Annotated in this window: 14 protein-coding genes and 1 pseudogene; 10 read left to right on the forward strand and 5 right to left on the reverse strand. The window is 72.0% G+C overall.

The features are described from left to right. The first annotated feature begins 245 nt into the window (after positions 1-245). Positions 246-1,421: an acetyl-CoA C-acyltransferase gene (locus BMH31_RS09550; RefSeq protein ID WP_099722764.1), complete on the forward strand. Its 1,176-nt coding sequence runs from the start codon at positions 246-248 to the stop codon at positions 1,419-1,421. Between the two features lie 61 nt (positions 1,422-1,482). After that, a complete protein-coding gene (locus BMH31_RS09555; RefSeq protein ID WP_099722765.1) occupies positions 1,483-2,598 on the forward strand; it encodes a glycerate kinase in 1,116 nt (371 codons plus the stop codon). On the opposite strand, the gene BMH31_RS09560 is transcribed toward BMH31_RS09555, so the two are convergent. Beyond that, positions 2,595-3,182 carry a MarR family transcriptional regulator gene (locus BMH31_RS09560; RefSeq protein ID WP_099722766.1) on the reverse strand — a complete coding sequence of 196 codons (588 nt, stop codon included), beginning with the start codon at positions 3,180-3,182 and terminating at the stop codon, positions 2,595-2,597. The two genes, BMH31_RS09555 and BMH31_RS09560, sit on opposite strands and share 4 nt — an antisense overlap. Positions 3,183-3,191: 9 nt before the next feature. Further along, positions 3,192-4,844 (reverse strand): DHA2 family efflux MFS transporter permease subunit, encoded by a 1,653-nt coding sequence (locus tag BMH31_RS09565; protein ID WP_099722767.1) that lies wholly within the window; start codon positions 4,842-4,844, stop codon positions 3,192-3,194. A gap of 237 nt (positions 4,845-5,081) precedes the next feature. Here BMH31_RS09565 and BMH31_RS09570 point away from each other — a divergent pair, with 237 nt between their 5' ends. After that, positions 5,082-6,227: a 5-(carboxyamino)imidazole ribonucleotide synthase gene (locus tag BMH31_RS09570; RefSeq protein ID WP_256382379.1), complete on the forward strand. Its 1,146-nt coding sequence runs from the start codon at positions 5,082-5,084 to the stop codon at positions 6,225-6,227. A gap of 54 nt (positions 6,228-6,281) precedes the next feature. On the opposite strand, the gene BMH31_RS15585 is transcribed toward BMH31_RS09570, so the two are convergent. Then, complete coding sequence (locus BMH31_RS15585; protein ID WP_099722769.1) at positions 6,282-7,055, reverse strand: FHA domain-containing protein; 774 nt, start codon at positions 7,053-7,055, stop codon at positions 6,282-6,284. 167 nt (positions 7,056-7,222) lie between these two features. Between BMH31_RS15585 and purE the strand changes: the two genes are divergently transcribed. Together purE and BMH31_RS09585 are read left to right on the forward strand one after the other, a co-directional pair. Continuing rightward, positions 7,223-7,759 (forward strand): 5-(carboxyamino)imidazole ribonucleotide mutase, encoded by a 537-nt coding sequence (gene purE, locus BMH31_RS09580; protein ID WP_168187878.1) that lies wholly within the window; start codon positions 7,223-7,225, stop codon positions 7,757-7,759. Between the two features lie 12 nt (positions 7,760-7,771). Next, positions 7,772-8,998, forward strand: coding sequence for an MFS transporter (locus BMH31_RS09585; RefSeq protein ID WP_099722770.1), 1,227 nt, complete (start codon positions 7,772-7,774; stop codon positions 8,996-8,998). A gap of 83 nt (positions 8,999-9,081) precedes the next feature. Here the strand turns inward: BMH31_RS09585 and BMH31_RS15505 are convergent, their stop codons facing one another. Continuing rightward, positions 9,082-10,206: a glycosyltransferase gene (locus BMH31_RS15505; protein ID WP_099722771.1), complete on the reverse strand. Its 1,125-nt coding sequence runs from the start codon at positions 10,204-10,206 to the stop codon at positions 9,082-9,084. 220 nt (positions 10,207-10,426) lie between these two features. Here BMH31_RS15505 and galE point away from each other — a divergent pair, with 220 nt between their 5' ends. The 3 genes from galE (at position 10,427) to BMH31_RS09605 (ending at position 13,871) form a co-directional block, all read left to right on the forward strand. Further along, a complete protein-coding gene (gene galE, locus BMH31_RS09595; RefSeq protein WP_099722772.1) occupies positions 10,427-11,440 on the forward strand; it encodes a UDP-glucose 4-epimerase GalE in 1,014 nt (337 codons plus the stop codon). Next, entirely contained in the window at positions 11,437-12,834 is a 1,398-nt protein-coding gene (locus BMH31_RS09600) for an LCP family protein (protein ID WP_199068120.1), read from the forward strand. The genes galE and BMH31_RS09600 overlap by 4 nt, the downstream gene beginning before the upstream one ends. Before the next feature lie 71 nt (positions 12,835-12,905). After that, positions 12,906-13,871, forward strand: a complete 966-nt coding sequence (locus tag BMH31_RS09605; RefSeq protein WP_099722797.1) for a glycosyltransferase — start codon at positions 12,906-12,908, stop codon at positions 13,869-13,871. 119 nt (positions 13,872-13,990) lie between these two features. Here BMH31_RS09605 and BMH31_RS15730 read toward each other — a convergent pair. Continuing rightward, positions 13,991-14,182, reverse strand: a pseudogene (locus BMH31_RS15730) (DUF559 domain-containing protein); the annotation flags it as partial. Between the two features lie 554 nt (positions 14,183-14,736). On the opposite strand from BMH31_RS15730, the gene BMH31_RS09615 reads away from it, so the two are divergent. Both BMH31_RS09615 and BMH31_RS09620 read left to right on the forward strand, forming a co-directional pair. Further along, entirely contained in the window at positions 14,737-15,582 is an 846-nt protein-coding gene (locus tag BMH31_RS09615) for a glycosyltransferase (RefSeq protein ID WP_099722773.1), read from the forward strand. Between the two features lie 49 nt (positions 15,583-15,631). Then, positions 15,632-16,786 carry a cation:proton antiporter gene (locus BMH31_RS09620; protein WP_099722774.1) on the forward strand — a complete coding sequence of 385 codons (1,155 nt, stop codon included), beginning with the start codon at positions 15,632-15,634 and terminating at the stop codon, positions 16,784-16,786. Positions 16,787-16,834: the final 48 nt, after the last annotated feature.

The raw sequence follows: 16,834 nt of genomic DNA on the forward strand, positions 1-16,834 counted from the left end.
CCCCATCCCCCGCCCCGGCCGTCGAGTGAACGCTTGTACATGAAAAGGCGCCTCTTTCCGTGTACAAGCGTTCACTCGACGGGGAACATGACATGCAGAGCCCCCGGGGTCTGCAGAAGTGCACGGCGGAGCGATGCTCGGCGGTGCAGAGTGGGCCGAGCGGCTCGCAGCCCGATGAGGCAGGATGCTAGGCAGGCGGCGGAGCGTTCGCACCGCCGCACTCGAACCTTCGAGGAGACACACGAATGAACGCGCTCATCGCCGGGTACGCCCGCACCCCGTTCACCCGCTTCACCGGGCAGCTCGCCGCGCAGCCCGCGACCGTGCTCGGCGCGCACGCCGCGACCGCGGCGCTCGAGCGCGCGGGGATCCGCCCCGAGGACGTCGACGCGGTCGTCGCCGGCCAGGTGCTGCAGGCCGGGGCGGGTCAGAACCCCGCCCGTCAGACCGCGGTCGGCGCGGGGATCCCGCTCGAGACGCCCGCGATCACGCTCAACGCCGTCTGCCTCTCGGGCGCTGAGGCCGTGTCGCAGGCGGCGCGCCTCATCGCCGCGGGGGAGGCCGAGGTCGTGCTCGCGGTCGGCCAGGAGTCGATGTCGCTCGCGCCCCACGTCATCCCGCTGCGCGCGGGCACCAAGTACGGTACCGCGCAGCTCATCGACACGACCGAGCACGACGGACTGTCGGACGCGTTCGACCAGGTCGCCATGGGCGCGCTCACCGAGCAGGGCAACGTTCCGCTCGGCATCGGCCGCGCCGAGCAGGACGCCTTCGCTGCGACCTCGCACCGCCGCGCCGCCGCATCGGCCGAGTTCTTCGCCGGCGAGATCGCGCCGTTCACCGTGACGTCGCGTCGCGGCGACACCGTCGTCTCGGCCGACGACGGGATCCGCGCCGACACCACCGTCGAGGTGCTCGCCGGCCTGCGGCCCTCGTTCGCGAAGGACGGCGGGATCACCGCCGGCAATGCCTCGCCGATCACCGACGGCGCCGCGGCGCTCGTGCTCGTGAGCGAGGCCGCTGCCGAGCGGCTCGGCGTCACGCCGCTGGCGCGCGTCGAGGCGACCGCGCTCGTGGCGGGCCCCGACACCCAGCTGCACTCGCAGCCGTCGCGCGCGATCACCGCGGCGCTCGCGAAGGTCGCCGGCGGCGCGACCGCGCAGGATCTCGCGGTCGTCGAGATCAACGAGGCGTTCGCCTCGGTCGGACTGCAGTCGACGAAGGAGCTCGGCATCAGCGGCGACGTCGTCAACCCGCACGGCGGCGCGATCGCGCTCGGACATCCCATCGGCGCATCGGGCGCCCGACTCGTCGGCACCCTCGCCCGTCAGCTCGCAGAGGCCGGTCCCGGCACCCTCGGCGCGATCGGCATCTGCGGTGGCGGCGGCCAGGGCAGCGCCGTGATCCTGCGCGCGGTCTGAGCGAGTTTCGAGGGCGCATCTCGCGCCCGCCGCACGAGGAGCGGGTCCGAGGGGAGGCCGCATGACGCGCGTCGTCATCGCACCGGACAGCCTGAAGGGCACGATCTCCGCGGCGGATGCGGCCGCGGCGCTCGCCGCAGGCTGGGCGAGCGTCGAGCCCGACGCCCGACTGATCCCGCGGCCCATGGCCGACGGCGGAGAGGGCACGCTCGAGGCCTTCGTCGCCGCCCGTCCGGACGCGGCCCGGATGCCGCTCGGTGCCGGGCGCTCCGGCGATCCGTTCTGGTTGCTGCTGCCGCCGGAACCGGCGGCGCCCCGCGGCACCGCGGTCGTCGAACTCGCCGTCACCTGCGGGATCGAGCGCGTGGGGACCGGGCGACCGCTCGACGCCGGGACCGAGGCGTTCGGTACGGCGATCGCGGCGGCGCTCGACCACGCGGTCTCGCGGCTCGTGCTCGGCATCGGTTCGAGCGCCTCCACGGACGGCGGCGCCGGCATGCTGACGGCGCTCGGCGCGCGGCTGCTGGATCGCGCGGGCGCGCCGATCGCGGCGGGCGCGCGCGGACTGCTCGATCTCGAACGCGTCGAGCTCGGCGGGATCCGCGACCTTCCCGAGACCCGTGTGCTCACCGACGTCTCGAACCCGATGACGGGTCCGCGCGGAGCGGCCGAGGTCTTCGGCCCGCAGAAGGGGCTCGTCGACCCGGCCGCGCGCGCCCGGGTCGACGCGGCGATGGGCCGGCTTGCGGCGCTCTGCGACCTCGACCCGGCGACACCCGGCACGGGCGCGGCCGGTGGCGTCGGCGGCGCCCTCGTGGTGCTGGGCGCGGAGTTGCTCCCGGGGGCCGCGGAGGTGGCCGGACTGATCGGTCTCGCCGACGCGATCGCGGGCGCGGACCTGGTGATCACGGGCGAGGGCGCGTTCGACGGTCAGTCGGCCGCCGGCAAGGCGCCGAGCCACGTCGCCGCGCTCGCCCGAGCGGCGGGCGTCCCCGTCGCGCTCGTGGCCGGCCGGATCGCGGCGGACGCGCCGCTCTCCGGCTTCGCCTCGGCAGTGTCGCTCACCGAGCTCGCGGGCAGCGCCGAGCGCTCGCTCGCCGAGCCGGATCGTTGGCTGCGAGCGGCCGGTGCCGAACTCGCCGCCCGCCGGAACGGGCGGCGAGGCGCGGGCGCCTAGTCGGAGCTCGCGTCGGAGCCCTGCTCGCGCACGCAGCGCGCGGCGGGGCCGTCGGGCATCGAGAGGTCGGCGGTCGCGTTGAAGCGGTGCAGGCCGTCGCGCATCACCTCGAGCTCCTCCAGGGTCCATCCCCGGAACCGCTCGTGGTAGCCGTGCGCCCAGCGGTCGCGCAGCCCGTCGAGCAGTTCGACGGCGCTCGTGCTGGCGGTGAGGAGCACGACGCGGCGATCCTCGGGGGCCGGCTCAGCGTCGATCATGCCGAGCTCGCGGAGCTTCGACACCTGACGGCTGACCATCGCCTTGTCCATGTCGAGCATCTGCGCGATGCGGGTCGCCGTGACGGGCCCCTTCTTCACGATGAACTGGAGCACGATCATGCCGACGCCCTTGAGCTCCGGATGCACCTCCTCGGCGAACCGGGCCCAGCGGGTGCGGGCGTAGGCGAACACCTCCGAGAACTCGGCGATGATCTCGGCGATGCGGCTGTCGAGCACACCGCCGTCGATGCCGCCGGGCGCGACGCCCTCCGGGGTCGCGCCGTCGCCGTCGCCGGCGACCTCGTCCGCATCCCGCTGATCCTGCATGATTCGAGCCTAACGTCCGGTGGCTGCGAGGTCCGCGTGCTCGGCCTCGTCCGCGGCGTTCTTCGCAGCCAGCTCGGAGCGCTGCTGGGCGGCGCTCTTGCTGCTCAGGGGCAGGTTCGGCAGGAGCATGATCGCGACGATCGCGATGATCGCGATGGGGGATGCGGCGAGGAACACGTCGCCGATGCCGTGTCCGTACGCCGCCTCGACCACGGTACGGATCGGGCCGGGCAACTCGGCGACCTTGGGGATCGTGCCGCCGGCGAGCTTCTCGGCTCCGGCGAGCGATGCCGGATCGGTCTTCGCGAGCGCGGCGAGGCCGTCCTTCACGAAGTCGACGATCTGGTGCGAGAGCATCGCGCCGAGCGCCGACATGCCGGCGGTGCCGCCGATGGTGCGGAAGAAGGTGACGGCCGAGCTCGAGACGCCGATCTGGTCGGGCGAGACGGTGTTCTGCACGACGAGCACGAGGTTCTGCATGCACATGCCGACGCCGGCGCCGAGGACGAACATCGAGATGCCCACGTACCAGAGCGAGGTGTCGTAGCGCAGCTGGCCGAGCAGCAGCAGACCGGCGAGCAGCAGGAAGGATCCCACCACCATGTAGCGCTTCCACTTGCCGGTGCGCGAGATGATCTGGCCGACGAGCGTCGACGCGAGGAGCAGGCCGGCCATCATCGGGATGGTGAGCAGACCCGACTCGGTCGGTGTCTTGCCGCGGGCGAGCTGCATGTACTGGCCGAGGAACACCGAGGTGCCGAACATGGCCAGGCCGACGGCGAGGCTCGCGATGACGGCCATCGTGAAGGTGCGGTTCTTGAACAGGCCGAGCGGGATCAGGGGCTCCTCGACCTTGAGCTCGACGATCACGGCCGCGATGAGCAGCACGATGCCGCCGCCGACCATGAGCGCGGTCTGCCACGACCACCAGTCGAACTGGGTGCCGCCGAGCGTGACCCAGATGAGGAGGCTGGCGAAACCGATCGAGATGAGCGAGGCGCCGAGGTAGTCGATCTTGACCTTGCGGCGGGCGGTGTGCAGGTGCAGGGTGCGCTGCAGCACGATGATCGCGACGACGGCGATGGGGACGGCCACATAGAAGTTCCAGCGCCAGCCGATCGAGTCGGTGATGGCGCCGCCGAGCAGCGGGCCGCCGACGGTCGAGACCGCCATGATCGCGCCCATGATGCCCATGTACTTGCCGCGCTCGCGCGGGCTGATGATCTCGGCGAGCACGATCTGACCGAGCGCGCCGAGGCCGCCGGCGCCGAGGCCCTGCAGCACGCGGAACGCGATGAGCCAGCCCGGGCCCTCGGCGGTACCGGCGAGGGCGGATCCGAGGGTGAAGATGATCAGCGACGCCTGCAGCAGCACCTTCTTGCTGGTGAGGTCGGCGAGCTTGCCCCAGATCGGCGTCGAGATGGCGCTCGCGAGCATGGTCGCCGTGACCACCCAGGTGAACGCGGCCTGGTCGCCGCCGAGGTCGGCGATGATGATCGGCATCGAGGTGCCGACCACCGTCATCGAGAGCATCGAGACGGCCATGCTGAGGAACAGACCGGTGAGGGCCCATGCCTTGGCGCGGCCGTGCAGGACCTCGTCGTTCGCGGATACGCCCCGGGCGGGGGCGGTGGGTGTGGATCGTGCTGCCGTGCTGGACATCTGGAGTGCTGGGATCCTGTTCTGCTGATCGGTGGGTGGGGTGCGCGTGCGGCCCTGGCGGCGGCGCCGAACGGGGGCGTCGCGCGGCCTCGCCGGCACGGGGAGTCGGATTGGATCCGCGTGTGGGGTCGCAAATCGTTGACGGAATGCAACTATAGGCGATTCGTTGTCTGCCGTCAACCATTGTTGGTGTCACGCGGCGCGTCGCCGCCTGGCAAAATGGATCGGGTGAGCAGCATCGAAGAGATCGGCAGCATTCGCATCGGCGTCATCGGCGGCGGGCAGCTCGCCCGCATGATGGTGCCGCCCGCGATCCACCTCGGCCTGCGCATCAGCGTGCTCGCCGAGAACGAGGGATCGAGCGCGGAGCGCGCCGCCGACCGTGTCGGCGACTACCGCGACCCCGAGACCGTCTACTCCTTCGCCGAGACCGTCGACGTGATCACCTTCGACCACGAGCACGTGCCCGGTGAGATCCTGCGCGAGCTCGAGGCTCGCGGCGTCGCCGTGCACCCGCGCCCCGACGCGCTCCAGTTCGCCCAGGACAAGATCCTCATGCGGCAGAAGCTCGGCGAACTCGGCGTCCCCGTGCCCGCCTGGGCCGCCGTCGCCGACGAGGCCGCGCTGCAGGGATTCATCGACGCCCACGGCGGTCGAGCCGTCGTCAAGACCGCCCGCGGCGGCTACGACGGCAAGGGCGTCCGCGTCGTCTCGCACGCGAGCGAGGTGCGCGACTGGTTCGCCGCGCTCGCCGAGGACGGCCGCGTTGGGCAGCTGCTCGTCGAGGAGCTGGTGGACTTCACCCGCGAGCTGTCGCAGCTCGTCGCGCGCAGGCCCTCCGGTGAGACCCGCGCCTGGCCCGTCGTCGAGACAATCCAGCGCGACGGCGTCTGCGCCGAGGTGCTCGCGCCGGCCCCCGTCGCCGACCCGGCGACCCTCGACGAGGCCGCCCGCATCGGCATCACGGTCGCCGAGGGCGTCGGCGTCACCGGCGTGCTCGCCGTCGAGATGTTCGAGACCCGCGACGGCCGCGTGCTCGTCAACGAGCTCGCGATGCGCCCCCACAACTCCGGGCACTTCTCGATCGAGGGGTCCGTCACGAGCCAGTTCGAGCAGCACCTGCGCGCCGTCGCCGATCTGCCCCTCGGCGACACCGCGATGACCCGGCCCGCCGCCGTCATGGTGAACGTGCTCGGCGGTCCTGCCGAGGGCCCCATGCCGGTCCGCTACGCCGAGGTGCTCGCCGCGCACCCCGAGGCCAAGATCCACAGCTACGACAAGCAGCCGCGCCCCGGACGCAAGGTCGGCCACGTCACCGTGACCGGAGACGACCTCGCCGCCGTGCGTGCCGAGGCGCTCGCCGCTGCGCGCATGTTCGACTAGGGATCCGGCCGCTCGAATCGTGCGGTCCGGCGGACGAGGAGCCGCCGGTCCGGGCTAGGCCCGAGGGCCGTGCCCGTCGTACGCGAACGAGACCGCGCGTCCGCCGAAGCTCAGCACGCTGCCGAGCAGCACGCGCACGCGCGTGCCCGGTTCGAGACGCCGGGCGGGCTGCCCCGGCTCGCGCACCGCGCTCCCGTTCGTGGAGTGCAGATCGGTGACCCAGACCTCGTCGTCGATGACCTCGAGCAGTGCGTGGGTGCGCGACAGCACCCGATCGGGATCCGAGAGCAGCACCAGCTGCGCGTGCTCGGGTGCGCCGGCCCCGGACGGCCTGCGCCCGAGCACGTTGCTGCGGTGCAGCCGGAACGCGGTCCCGTCGCGGTCGACGAGGTTCCAATCGGTGAGGAGCACGCCGCGGGGCACGACGATGGTCAGCCCCAGGTCGTCATCGTCGAGCGCGAGCTCGGAGACCGGGAGCGGCACCGGTGCTGCGGGCGCCGGTGCGCGCGGAGGGGCCGAAGGCACCGCGGGCACCGTGGTCGGTTCGATGGCGGTCTCGACGGCGGGCGGTGCGGGCGGGGGTTCGGGCGTCGGGACGGACGCGGGCACGGCCTCCGGAGAGGCTGCAGGCGCCTCCGCGCGTTCGGGGGCGGTCGTCGCGCCACCCCTTCGCGGCGCGGGTCCGAGCACGACCGAGATGGGCGGCCCGGGCAGCACGAGCGGCACGGTGCTGTCGGCCGATTCGCTGAACCGCGGCGGCGGAACCGGGCGCAGACGGGGATCCTGCGGAACGGGCGCGCCGGGCTGCGCGGGTCCTGCTGCGCTCATCCGGTCTCCCTCGATCCGCCGGCCCGGGGGCGGCTCCGCTCGCCGCCCGCCGCCCGCCGCGCGGGCGCCCTCAGCATAGGCAGCCGCACGAGCGAACCGCAAACGGCGGAGTCCCAGCCGGCCCGCGCCGCACGATGCGGGGTCTCGGCATCGCTACGATAGGCGACATGACTGGTGAGCGCATGCAGCCCCTGGTCGGCGTCATCATGGGCTCCGACTCCGACTACTCCGTCATGGCGGACGCCGTGGCCGTGCTGCGCGAGTTCGGGATCGCGCACGAGGTCGAGGTGGTCAGTGCGCACCGCACGCCCGACAAGATGGTCGAGTACGCCCGGTCCGCCGCGGACCGCGGCCTGCGCGCCATCATCGCGGGCGCCGGCGGTGCTGCGCACCTGCCCGGCATGGTCGCCTCGATGACCACGCTGCCCGTGATCGGCGTCCCCGTGCCGCTCGCCAAGCTCGACGGGCTTGACTCGCTGCTGTCGATCGTGCAGATGCCCGGTGGGATCCCGGTCGCGACCGTCAGCATCGGCGGTGCCAAGAACGCGGGCCTGCTCGCCGCGCGCATCCTCGGCGCGAGCGATCCCGCCGTCGCGACGCAGCTCGACGCCTACGCGGCGGACCTCGAAGCGCAGGTGGAGCAGAAGAACACCGCGCTGCGGGCGCGCGTCGCCGCCGAAGCCGCGACTCCGGCCGCCGAGTAGCGGCCTCGGCGCGTGACCGCGTCCGACCCCCGGGTTCCGGGCGACAGCCGGGTCGCGAAGCGCGCCCTCGTCGCGCTGTTCGGTGCGGGCTTCGCGACCTTTGCCCAGTTGTACGCCCCGCAGGGCGTGCTGACCGAGCTGGCGCACGAGTTCCGCAGCGACACGGGCGCGGTCTCGTGGGTGATCGGTGCGGCCACGCTCGGTGTCGCCGTCGGCGTGGTGCCGTGGGCCCGAGTCTCCGACCGGATCGGTCGCGTGGCCGCGATGCGCTGGTCGGTGCTCGTCGCGCTCGCGATCGGTCTGCTGGTCCCGTTCATGCCCACGCTCCCCGCACTCGTCGCGGTGCGCTTCTTCGAGGGGCTCGCGCTCGGAGGGCTGCCCGCGCTGGCCGTCACCGCGCTCGCCGAGATCGTGACGCCCGCGGCGCTCGGCGCCGCCGTCGGCAGCTATGTCGCAGGCACCACCATCGGCGGGCTCGCCGGTCGCGTCATCTCGGGCCTCGTCGGCGACGCCCTCGGCTGGGGGTGGGGGATCGCGGCGGTCGCCCTCTGCTCGGTCGCGTCCGCGGCGCTGTTCCTCGCGCTGATCCCGGCGACCCGGATCCCGCCGGGACCCCCGCTGCCGCTCGGTCGCGCGTTCCTGGCCAATCTCCGAAACCCGGGCGTCCGGGTCCTCATCGCGCAGGGATTCCTCCTGATGGGCGGCTTCGTCGCCGTCTACAACGTGCTCGGCTTCCGGCTGCAGGAGTCGCCGTTCGGACTGAGCACGGCCCAGGTGTCGTGGCTCTTCCTCGCCTACCTGGCCGGCGCGGTCGCCTCCCGCCGGGTGTGGTCGGTCGTCGCTCGGGCCCACCGCGGGCCGCGCCTGGGACCGCTCGCCGGCATCGAATCCCCGGTCCGTGTGCAGCTCGGGTGCATCGCGCTCATGCTGCTCGGGCTCGGCCTCATGCTGCTCCCGTGGCTTCCCGCGGTGATCCTCGGACTCGTGCTGTTCACCGGAGCGTTCTTCGGGGCCCACACCATCGCGAGCGGTCTGATCGGTCGACGTGCCGACACCGGGCGCAGCCTGGCGCCGTCGCTCTACAACCTCGGCTACTACATCGGCTCGGCGCTGCTCGGCGGCCTCGGTGGTCTCGTATTCGCCCACTGGGGGTGGGGCGGCGCCGTCACACTGGTCGCGGTCTCGGCCTTCGCGGCGGCGGCCGCCGCCGTCGGGCACGCGCGGGGCGCGCGCCGCTGACGCAGCAGCGCCGCGGTCGATCGCGGTTCCGCCGCTCGCGCGGGACTCGGCCGCTCGTGCCGGACTCGGCCGCTCGTGCCGGGTCAGATGTTCGCGTGGATCTCCCACAGGTGCCAGGCCGTGCTCGCCCACGAGTACGAGCGGGACTGATCCTCGGCGAGCACCGAGAGCCGGGAGCGCTCGGCGTCGTCGCTCATGATCCGGGAGAGTTCGCCGGCGAACGCCGCCGCGTCCTCCGCGCCGATCCCACCCTCGAAGGCGAGCTCCGCCGCGACGGCGCTGCCGCCGTGCAGCGCTGGTACCCCCGCGGACAGCGCAGCGAGCAGCTCGTAGCCGGTGCCGATACCCGCCTGAGGCAGCGCGAGCAGCTCGGCACCCGAGAGCACGGCTCCGATGTCCTCGAGCTCCCGCGGGCGGACCACGGTGATGCGGTGCTGCAACTCGGTCGGGATCGCGGCCGCGAGCTTCGGGTCCGCGCTTTCGGTGTTCTGCGGATCGCCGGGCGCGGGGAAGCTGCCGCTGAGCACGACGAGCGCCGGGAGCGACGGATCGGCGTGCATCGCGTCGAGGATCCACTCGAGCCGGCCGAATTCGCCAGGCGCAGCGGTCGTGACCACGTAGGTCGAGGGGAGCCCCAGCTCGACGCGGCGTTCGGCGGCGTCGGAGGGGCGCATGATCCGGGTGGGGGCGGCGAGCGGCAGCACCTGCACCGCCAGCTCGGGCCCGAAGTGCTCCTGCAGCGCGCTCGCGGTCGCGTGGGTCGAGGTGACGATCACATCGGCGAGGCGCACCGCGCGGCGCACGAAGGAACGGAAGAGCCGGGCCTGGGTCGTGCCCATCAGCTCGGGCGCCTGCCAGGCGATGCCGTGGGGGATCGCGACCGAGGTCTGGGTGCCGTCGCCCTCGTCGCGGCTGCGCAGCGGAACCATGGGGGTCAACGCGTGCACGAACTCGCCGTCGAGGGGGCGGGCCGAGGCGCCGGACTGCCACAGCACGGGCAGCATGCCGGCCTTCAGCGGCAGGGTCTCGACGCGAGCGCGCGGCGACTCCAGAACGGGTGCCTCCGTGCCCTTGGCGATCAGCAGCCGGGCGCTGCACCCGCGGGGGGCCGCGACGGCGACCGCTTCCGTGAGGTCCTGTGCGGCTGCGGCCTGCAGCGCACTGTCCCACCCGGGAAAGGGCTCGCCGATCAGCGTGAGCGTCGCCACCTAACCCCTCCGTCCCCGCCAAGCTGTGAATCGCCCGACAGCCTCGATTCTACGGAATCGGTTGCTGTGCGCAGGCCCGGAGCGCGCGGAAGCGTCACCGAATCGTAACCCTGCGGTGTCACTGCCCTTCGGGGAGCTCGGCCGACGCCGGAAACCGCCTTTCGCGGATTCCGGAGCGCGTCGCAGGTTCTCTCCCGGCAGCGGCCCTACCCTAGACGCTATGCGTGTACTTCTCACCGGCGGCGCCGGCTACATCGGCTCGCACACCGCGCTCGTGCTCCTCGATCGCGGGCACGAGGTCATCGTGGTCGACGACTTCTCGAACAGCAGCCCCGAAGCGGTGCGCCGGGTCGAGGCGCTGAGCGGGCGGAGCGTCCCCGTGATCGAGGTCGACCTCGCCGAGCGCGAGGCCGCCCGTGCGGCGCTCGACGGCCTCGAGTTCGACGCCGTCATCCACTTCGCGGGTCTGAAGGCGGTGGGCGAGTCGGTCGCGCAACCCACCCGCTACTACCGGGTGAACCTCGACTCGACGCTCGTGATGCTCGATCTGATGCGCGAGCGCGGAGTCACCAAGTTCGTGTTCAGCTCCTCGGCGACGGTGTACGGCGAGCCTCAGCGCGTGCCGATCGACGAGGCGCATCCCGCGGGGGTCGGGGTGACCAATCCCTACGGCTGGACCAAGGCGATGATCGAGCAGATCGTCCGGGACACGCAGGTCGCCTGGCCCGAGCTCGAGGCCGTGCTGCTGCGCTACTTCAACCCCGTCGGCGCGCACCCCTCGGGCCGCATCGGCGAGGACCCCAGCGGGATCCCCAACAACCTCATGCCGTTCATCGCGCAGGTCGCGGTCGGCAAGCGCGAGCGGCTCAGCGTCTTCGGCGGGGATTACCCGACGTCCGACGGCACCGGCGTCCGCGACTACATCCACGTGATGGACCTGGCCGAGGGCCACGTCGCCGCGCTCGAGCACCTCTCTGCGGGCGTCACCGCGTACAACCTCGGTTCCGGGACCGGATCCAGCGTGCTCGAGGTCGTCGGCGCCTTCGAGGAGGCCTCCGGCCGTCCGGTGCCCTACGACATCGTGCCCGGGCGCGCCGGAGATGTCGCCGCGATGGTCGCGGATCCCGCCAAGGCGAACGCCGAGCTCGGGTGGCGCACCACCCGCTCCCTCGCCGAGGCCTGCCGCGACGCGTGGACCTGGCAGTCGAGCAACCCCGGCGGGTACGCCGGATGAGCACGATCGAGCTCGAGCGGCCGATCCGCAACCCCGATCTCGATTCGCCCCCGCTGATGACCAAGCGGGCGCGCTGGCTCGTGCTGCTCGGCTTCGTCCTGCCCGGCAGCGCACAGCTGCTCGCGGGCAGCCGCAGGCTCGGCCGATTCGGCATCACGGCGACGGTCGTGCTGATCCTCGCGGGCGTCCTCGCCGTGGTGGGCCTGCTCGTTGCGCGCGCCGACACGCTCACGCTGTTCACGAACAGCTGGTTCCTCTTCGCGCTGACCTGGGTGCTCGCGTTCTACGCGATCCTCTGGCTGGTGCTCGGCTTCGACACCCTGCGGCTCACCAAGCTGGTGCGGGTGAAGCCGAACTGGCGCGTGCCCATCGCGGTCATCTCGGTGCTGCTGACCATCGTGCCAGCCTTCGGCGCGGCCTGGGCGGCGACCACCGTCGCCTCGACCCGCGGGCTCCTCGACGATCTCTTCGCGGGCGCGCCCGCGGTCGAACCCGTCAAGGGCCGCTACAACTTCCTGCTGCTCGGTACGGACGCGGGCGCCGACCGCGAGGGGCTGCGTCCCGACAGCATCTCGGTCGTGAGCGTCGATGCGAAGACCGGCCAGTCGACCATCATCGGTGTTCCGCGCGAGCTCGCGAACGTGCCCTTCTCGAAGGACTCGCCCATGGCGAAGATGCACCCGAACGGCTTCGGCGTCGGCCCCAACGAATTCGGGGAGTGGGGCGGCTGCCAGGTAGGACGCTGCATCCTGAACGGCGTCTACGCCGAGGCGGAGCTGTTCTACCCGGAGCTCTACCCGAACGCGAAGAAGCAGCACTCCTCGCCCGGGATCGAGGCGACCAAGGAGGCCGTCGAGGGTGCGACCGGTCTCGACATCCAGTTCTACGTGCTCGTCAACATGGATGCGTTCTCGCAGCTGATCGATGCGCTCGGCGGCATCGAGATCGACGTGAAGGAGCGACTGCCCATCGGCGGCGATCAGTATCAGAACGGCGTCGACGGCTGGATCGAGCCGGGCAAGCAGCACATGAACGGCTACACGGCCCAGTGGTATGCGCGTTCCCGCTACGGATCCGCCGCGGGCGACTACTCGCGCATGGAGCGGCAGCGCGAGCTGCAGGCCGCGATCCTCGCCCAGATGAACCCGACCAACGTGCTGGCGCGGTTCCAGGACATCGCGACCGCGGGCAAGCAGCTCGTCGAGACCGACATCCCGAGCTCGATGCTGGGTCGCTTCGTGGATCTCGCGGGCAAGTCCCGCGAGTTCCCGCCCGTCAACGTCGAGCTCGTGCCGCCGGCGGTGGACCCCGAGAACCCGGACTTCGCCAAGGTCCATCAGCTGGTGGATCAGGGCATTGCCAAGGCGACTCCGAAGAAGGACGGCAAGCAGTGAGCGGGGGAGCTGTCGCTGGGTCCGCTTCGGGTTCGGGCTCGATTTCGGGCGCGGCGGGCGCCTCCGGCGCGCTGCGGGTGACCGCGGTACTCGTCGCATGGAATCGCCGGGTGCTGCTGCGTGAGGCGCTGGAGGCGCTCTCGGCGCAGACCCGTCCGGTCGATCGCCTCGTGGTGGTCGACAATGCTTCGGACGACGGCTCCGACGCGGTCGCGGCCGAGCTGCTGGCCGAGTGGGGGGATCGGGCCCGGCTGATCCGGTTGACCGAGAACACGGGCGGCGCCGGCGGCTTCGCGGTGGGGATCGCGGCAGCGGTCGCCGATCCCGCGACCGACTGGGTGTGGGTCATGGACGACGACACGGTGCCGGGCCCCGACGCGCTCGCCGGTGCGCTCGCGACGTTCGAGCGCTACCGCGCGACCGGGCAGGACGACCTCGCGGTGATGGGTTCGCGGGTGGTCTGGACCGACGGCGCGGACCACCCGATGAACACGCCCAAGGCGAAGATCCGTGCGTCGCGCGCGGAGCGTGAGCGGGCGGCCTCCGTCGGCGCGATGGAGATCCGGTCGATCTCGTTCGTGTCGGCGTTCCTGCGCGCCGCGCGGGTGCGCGAGCTGGGCCTCCCCATCGTCGACTACTTCCTGTGGAACGACGATTTCGAGTACTCGGCGCGCCTGCTGCGCGGTGCGCGAGGCCTGTTCGTGCCCGACTCCGTGGTCACTCACAAGACGGCGAAGCGCGGGTCGAGCGACGCGGATCCCGGCCCCCGCTTCTTCTTCGAGGTGCGCAACAAGCTCTGGGTGTTCCGACTCTCGAAGGCGCTCTACGGCTGGGAGAACGCGCTCTACATCGCCGCGACCGCCCGGCGCTGGGTGCGCACCTTCCGCGCCTCGCAGGACCGATCCGTGCTGCGCGACGGCCTCCGCCGCGGCTGGCGCGACGGCTGGCGCACCCGCCCGCGCCCCTCGACCGAGGTACTCGCGACCGCGGGCGTGCCCGACGACGTCATGGAGCAGGTCCGACTGCTCGAGCGATAGGGACCTGCGCTGGGTCGGCCTGCCTCACCGGGCCGGTGCAAGGTGCAAGCCCGGGCGATGGCACCGATGATCGCTTCATGAACCTCCGCCCACCGGAACATCACCTGTTCGTAGCTGACCCGGATCACCTCGTACCCGTGCCTTCGGAGCGCGGCGTCGTGCCCGTTGTCCAGTCTGCGTTGCGCACCCTGGTGGGTGCGCCCGTCGATCTGGACCACGAGCCGTTCGCCGAAGAGGAGGTCGACCCGATGACCGAGCACGTGCACTTGCTCGAGGATTTGGATGCGAAGCCATCTGAAGCGGTCACGCACGATGGTCTCGAGCCCGGAGTCGGCGAACGGAGTGCATCGTGAGAGCAGCGTTCGTGCCCGCCCGGCGAGCGGGAGCCGTTCGAGCGCACCGAGCTCGATGAGTCGCCGGTGCTCTCGGGATCCAGAGACCGATCCGTCCGGCCTGGGTGAGGCAGCTGAGCGCTACCCCGCCGCGCGCCGCTGCGGCGAGCGCAGGGTCGGCGTCCGGTGCCGCTACCCAGCCCGGCGCGACGCGGAGAATGCGGCCGCTGCGGTGGGAGATGAAAGCGGTGATGTCCATGCCCGAGTGTTGCGCGGGTGGTCCGCGAAGGCTCCTCTATTCCGGTGCCTGCAGACGGAGTCGTCTGCATTCACGCGCCGAAGCCTGGTGTGAGCGCCGAACCGAGCGCGGACGCCCGTCTCGTGCGTTCGGAGACCCTCAGGGATTCGGAGCATTCCCTTGAAATGGGTCCGAAATCCTGCGAATCTCCGAAGTCGATGGAGCCACCACCGACCGGACCCCCACCACCGCGCAACGCCAGCGAGGCACCATCACCCCGCCCTACAGTAGAAGCATGACCCAGGCCGACTTCTCGCTGCTGCTGCCCGTCTACGCCGGCGACGATCCCGAGTTCCTGCGTCTCGCCTTCGAGAGCAGCGTCGACGATCAGACGCTGCGCCCGGCCGAGGCCGTGCTGGTGCAGGACGGCCCCGTGCCCGATGCGCTCGCGCAGGAGATCGCCCGGATCGAGCGCGAGAGCCCGATCCCGGTCTCGGTGGTGCCTCTCGAGCAGAACCGGGGCCTCACCGAGGCGCTGAACGCCGGCCTGGCGCGGGCGACGCATCCGGTGATCGCGCGCATGGACGCCGACGACGTCTCGGTGCCCGAGCGTTTCGCGAAGCAGTGGGCGCTCATCGAGCAGGGGTACGACCTGGTGGGCGCGGGCATGGTCGAGTTCGAACGCGATCCCGAGCTCACCGGCGCGCTCCGCGTCCCGCCGACGGGGCCGGAGCGGATCCGCGAGCACGCGCGCACGCACAACCCCTTCAACCACCCGACGATGATGTACCGGGCGGACGCCATCGCGAAGATCGGCGGGTACGAGCCCTTCGGCAAGATGGAGGACTACTGGCTGGGCATCCGGCTCATCGCCTCCGGCGCGAAGGTCGAGAACCTCGCCGAGCCCCTGCTCAAGTACCGCGTCGGAGCCGGCTCGTTCCAGCGCCGCGGCGGCTGGACGGAGGCGAGGACGGAGGCACGGTTGCAGCGGGCGATGCTGCGCATGGGATTCGTCTCGCGCGGCCAGTATCTGCGCAACGTCGTCGTGAAGGGCGCGTACCGCCTGCTGCCCGCGAGCGTGAAGAAGGTGCTGTTCCGCCGCTTCGTCGGCGGTGGTCTCCCCGGGGATCGCGCCCGGTAGCCGACCGCGGCGGCTCGCGGTACTGTCGGCTCAGAGCGAGGAGGTCGACATGGGATTCGCACTGTTGGCCCTCATCTGCGCGGTCGCGCTGCTCGGGCCGCTACTCGCGCTGCCCGACCGGCTGCGCCTGCCCGTGGTCATCGGCGAGCTCGCCGTCGGCCTGATCCTCGGGCAGAGCGGATTCCGCATCGCGGACCCCACCGAGCCGACGTTCGCGTTCCTCGGCCAGATCGGCTTCGCCCTGGTGATGGTCGTCGCCGGCTCCCACGTGCCGGTCCGGGATCCGGCACTGCGCAGCGGCATGCGCAGCGGCCTGCTACGGGCAGCGGTCGTGGGGGCGGCCTCGGTGCCGCTGGGATTCGGGATCGCGCAGCTGTTCGGCACCGATCACGGGTGGTTGTACGCGGTGCTGCTCGCCTCTTCGTCGGCGAGCCTGGTGCTCCCCGCCCTTGCCGGGGTGCGCACCGACGCGCCGGTGCTCGAGCAGTTGCTGCCCCAGCTCGCCGTCGCCGATGCCGTCTGCATCGTGCTGCTGCCCCTCGCCATCGAACCGACGAACGCGCTCGGCGCCGGGCTCGGCGCGCTCGTGGTCATCGCCGCCGCGCTGGTCGCCGCCTGGATCGCGCGCCTGCTCGTCACCCGTGGATTCGAGGCGCGGATCCGCGCGGTATCCCGGGAGCACTCGCTCGCGATCGAGCTGCGCTTCTGGCTGGTGGTCGTGTTCGCGGTCGCCGCCGTCGCGACCGCGCTGCACGTCTCGGTCATGCTCGCGGGATTCGCGTGCGGCATCGCGCTCGCGGCCGCGGGCGAGCCGGAGCGGCTCGGCAAGCAGCTGTTCGCGATCACGGAGGGGCTGTTCGCCCCGATCTTCTTCGTCTGGCTGGGCGCATCCATCGACCTGCGCCACCTCGTGACGCACCCGCAGGCGATCCTCCTCGGAGTCGTGCTCGGCCTCGGCGCGCTCCTCGTCCACTGCATCCCGGTGCTGCTGCGGCAGCCGTGGCCCGCGGCCATCGTGACGGCCGCGCAGCTCGGTGTTCCGATCGCCGCGGTCTCGATGGGCGAGACGCTCGGGATCCTCGCCTCGGGCGAAGGGGCGGCGATCCTGCTCGGTGCGATGATCACGATCGGTGCGACGACGCTGGCATCGGGGCGGTTGCGCCGGGTCGCGGAACAACAGTCCAGAACGGTGGAACAGGCCTGAAGTTCGCCTTGGGCGCTGCAGGATCGGGTAACAGCGGCTTGGAGCGGC

This window comes from Leucobacter sp. OLIS6 (genome assembly GCF_002752355.1).
In the GTDB taxonomy this organism is placed as follows: domain Bacteria; phylum Actinomycetota; class Actinomycetes; order Actinomycetales; family Microbacteriaceae; genus Leucobacter.

Excerpts from the sequence above, each read along its gene's own strand:
- BMH31_RS09565 (WP_099722767.1), bottom strand. The coding sequence starts at position 4,844 with ATGTCCAGCACGGCAGCACGATCCACACCCACCGCCCCCGCCCGGGGC.
- BMH31_RS09550 (WP_099722764.1), top strand. The coding sequence starts at position 246 with ATGAACGCGCTCATCGCCGGGTACGCCCGCACCCCGTTCACCCGCTTC.
- BMH31_RS09620 (WP_099722774.1), top strand. The coding sequence starts at position 15,632 with ATGGGATTCGCACTGTTGGCCCTCATCTGCGCGGTCGCGCTGCTCGGG.
- BMH31_RS09615 (WP_099722773.1), top strand. The coding sequence starts at position 14,737 with ATGACCCAGGCCGACTTCTCGCTGCTGCTGCCCGTCTACGCCGGCGAC.
- purE (WP_168187878.1), top strand. The coding sequence starts at position 7,223 with ATGACTGGTGAGCGCATGCAGCCCCTGGTCGGCGTCATCATGGGCTCC.
- BMH31_RS09560 (WP_099722766.1), bottom strand. The coding sequence starts at position 3,182 with ATGCAGGATCAGCGGGATGCGGACGAGGTCGCCGGCGACGGCGACGGC.
- BMH31_RS09600 (WP_199068120.1), top strand. The coding sequence starts at position 11,437 with ATGAGCACGATCGAGCTCGAGCGGCCGATCCGCAACCCCGATCTCGAT.
- BMH31_RS09555 (WP_099722765.1), top strand. The coding sequence starts at position 1,483 with ATGACGCGCGTCGTCATCGCACCGGACAGCCTGAAGGGCACGATCTCC.
- galE (WP_099722772.1), top strand. The coding sequence starts at position 10,427 with ATGCGTGTACTTCTCACCGGCGGCGCCGGCTACATCGGCTCGCACACC.
- BMH31_RS15585 (WP_099722769.1), bottom strand. The coding sequence starts at position 7,055 with ATGAGCGCAGCAGGACCCGCGCAGCCCGGCGCGCCCGTTCCGCAGGAT.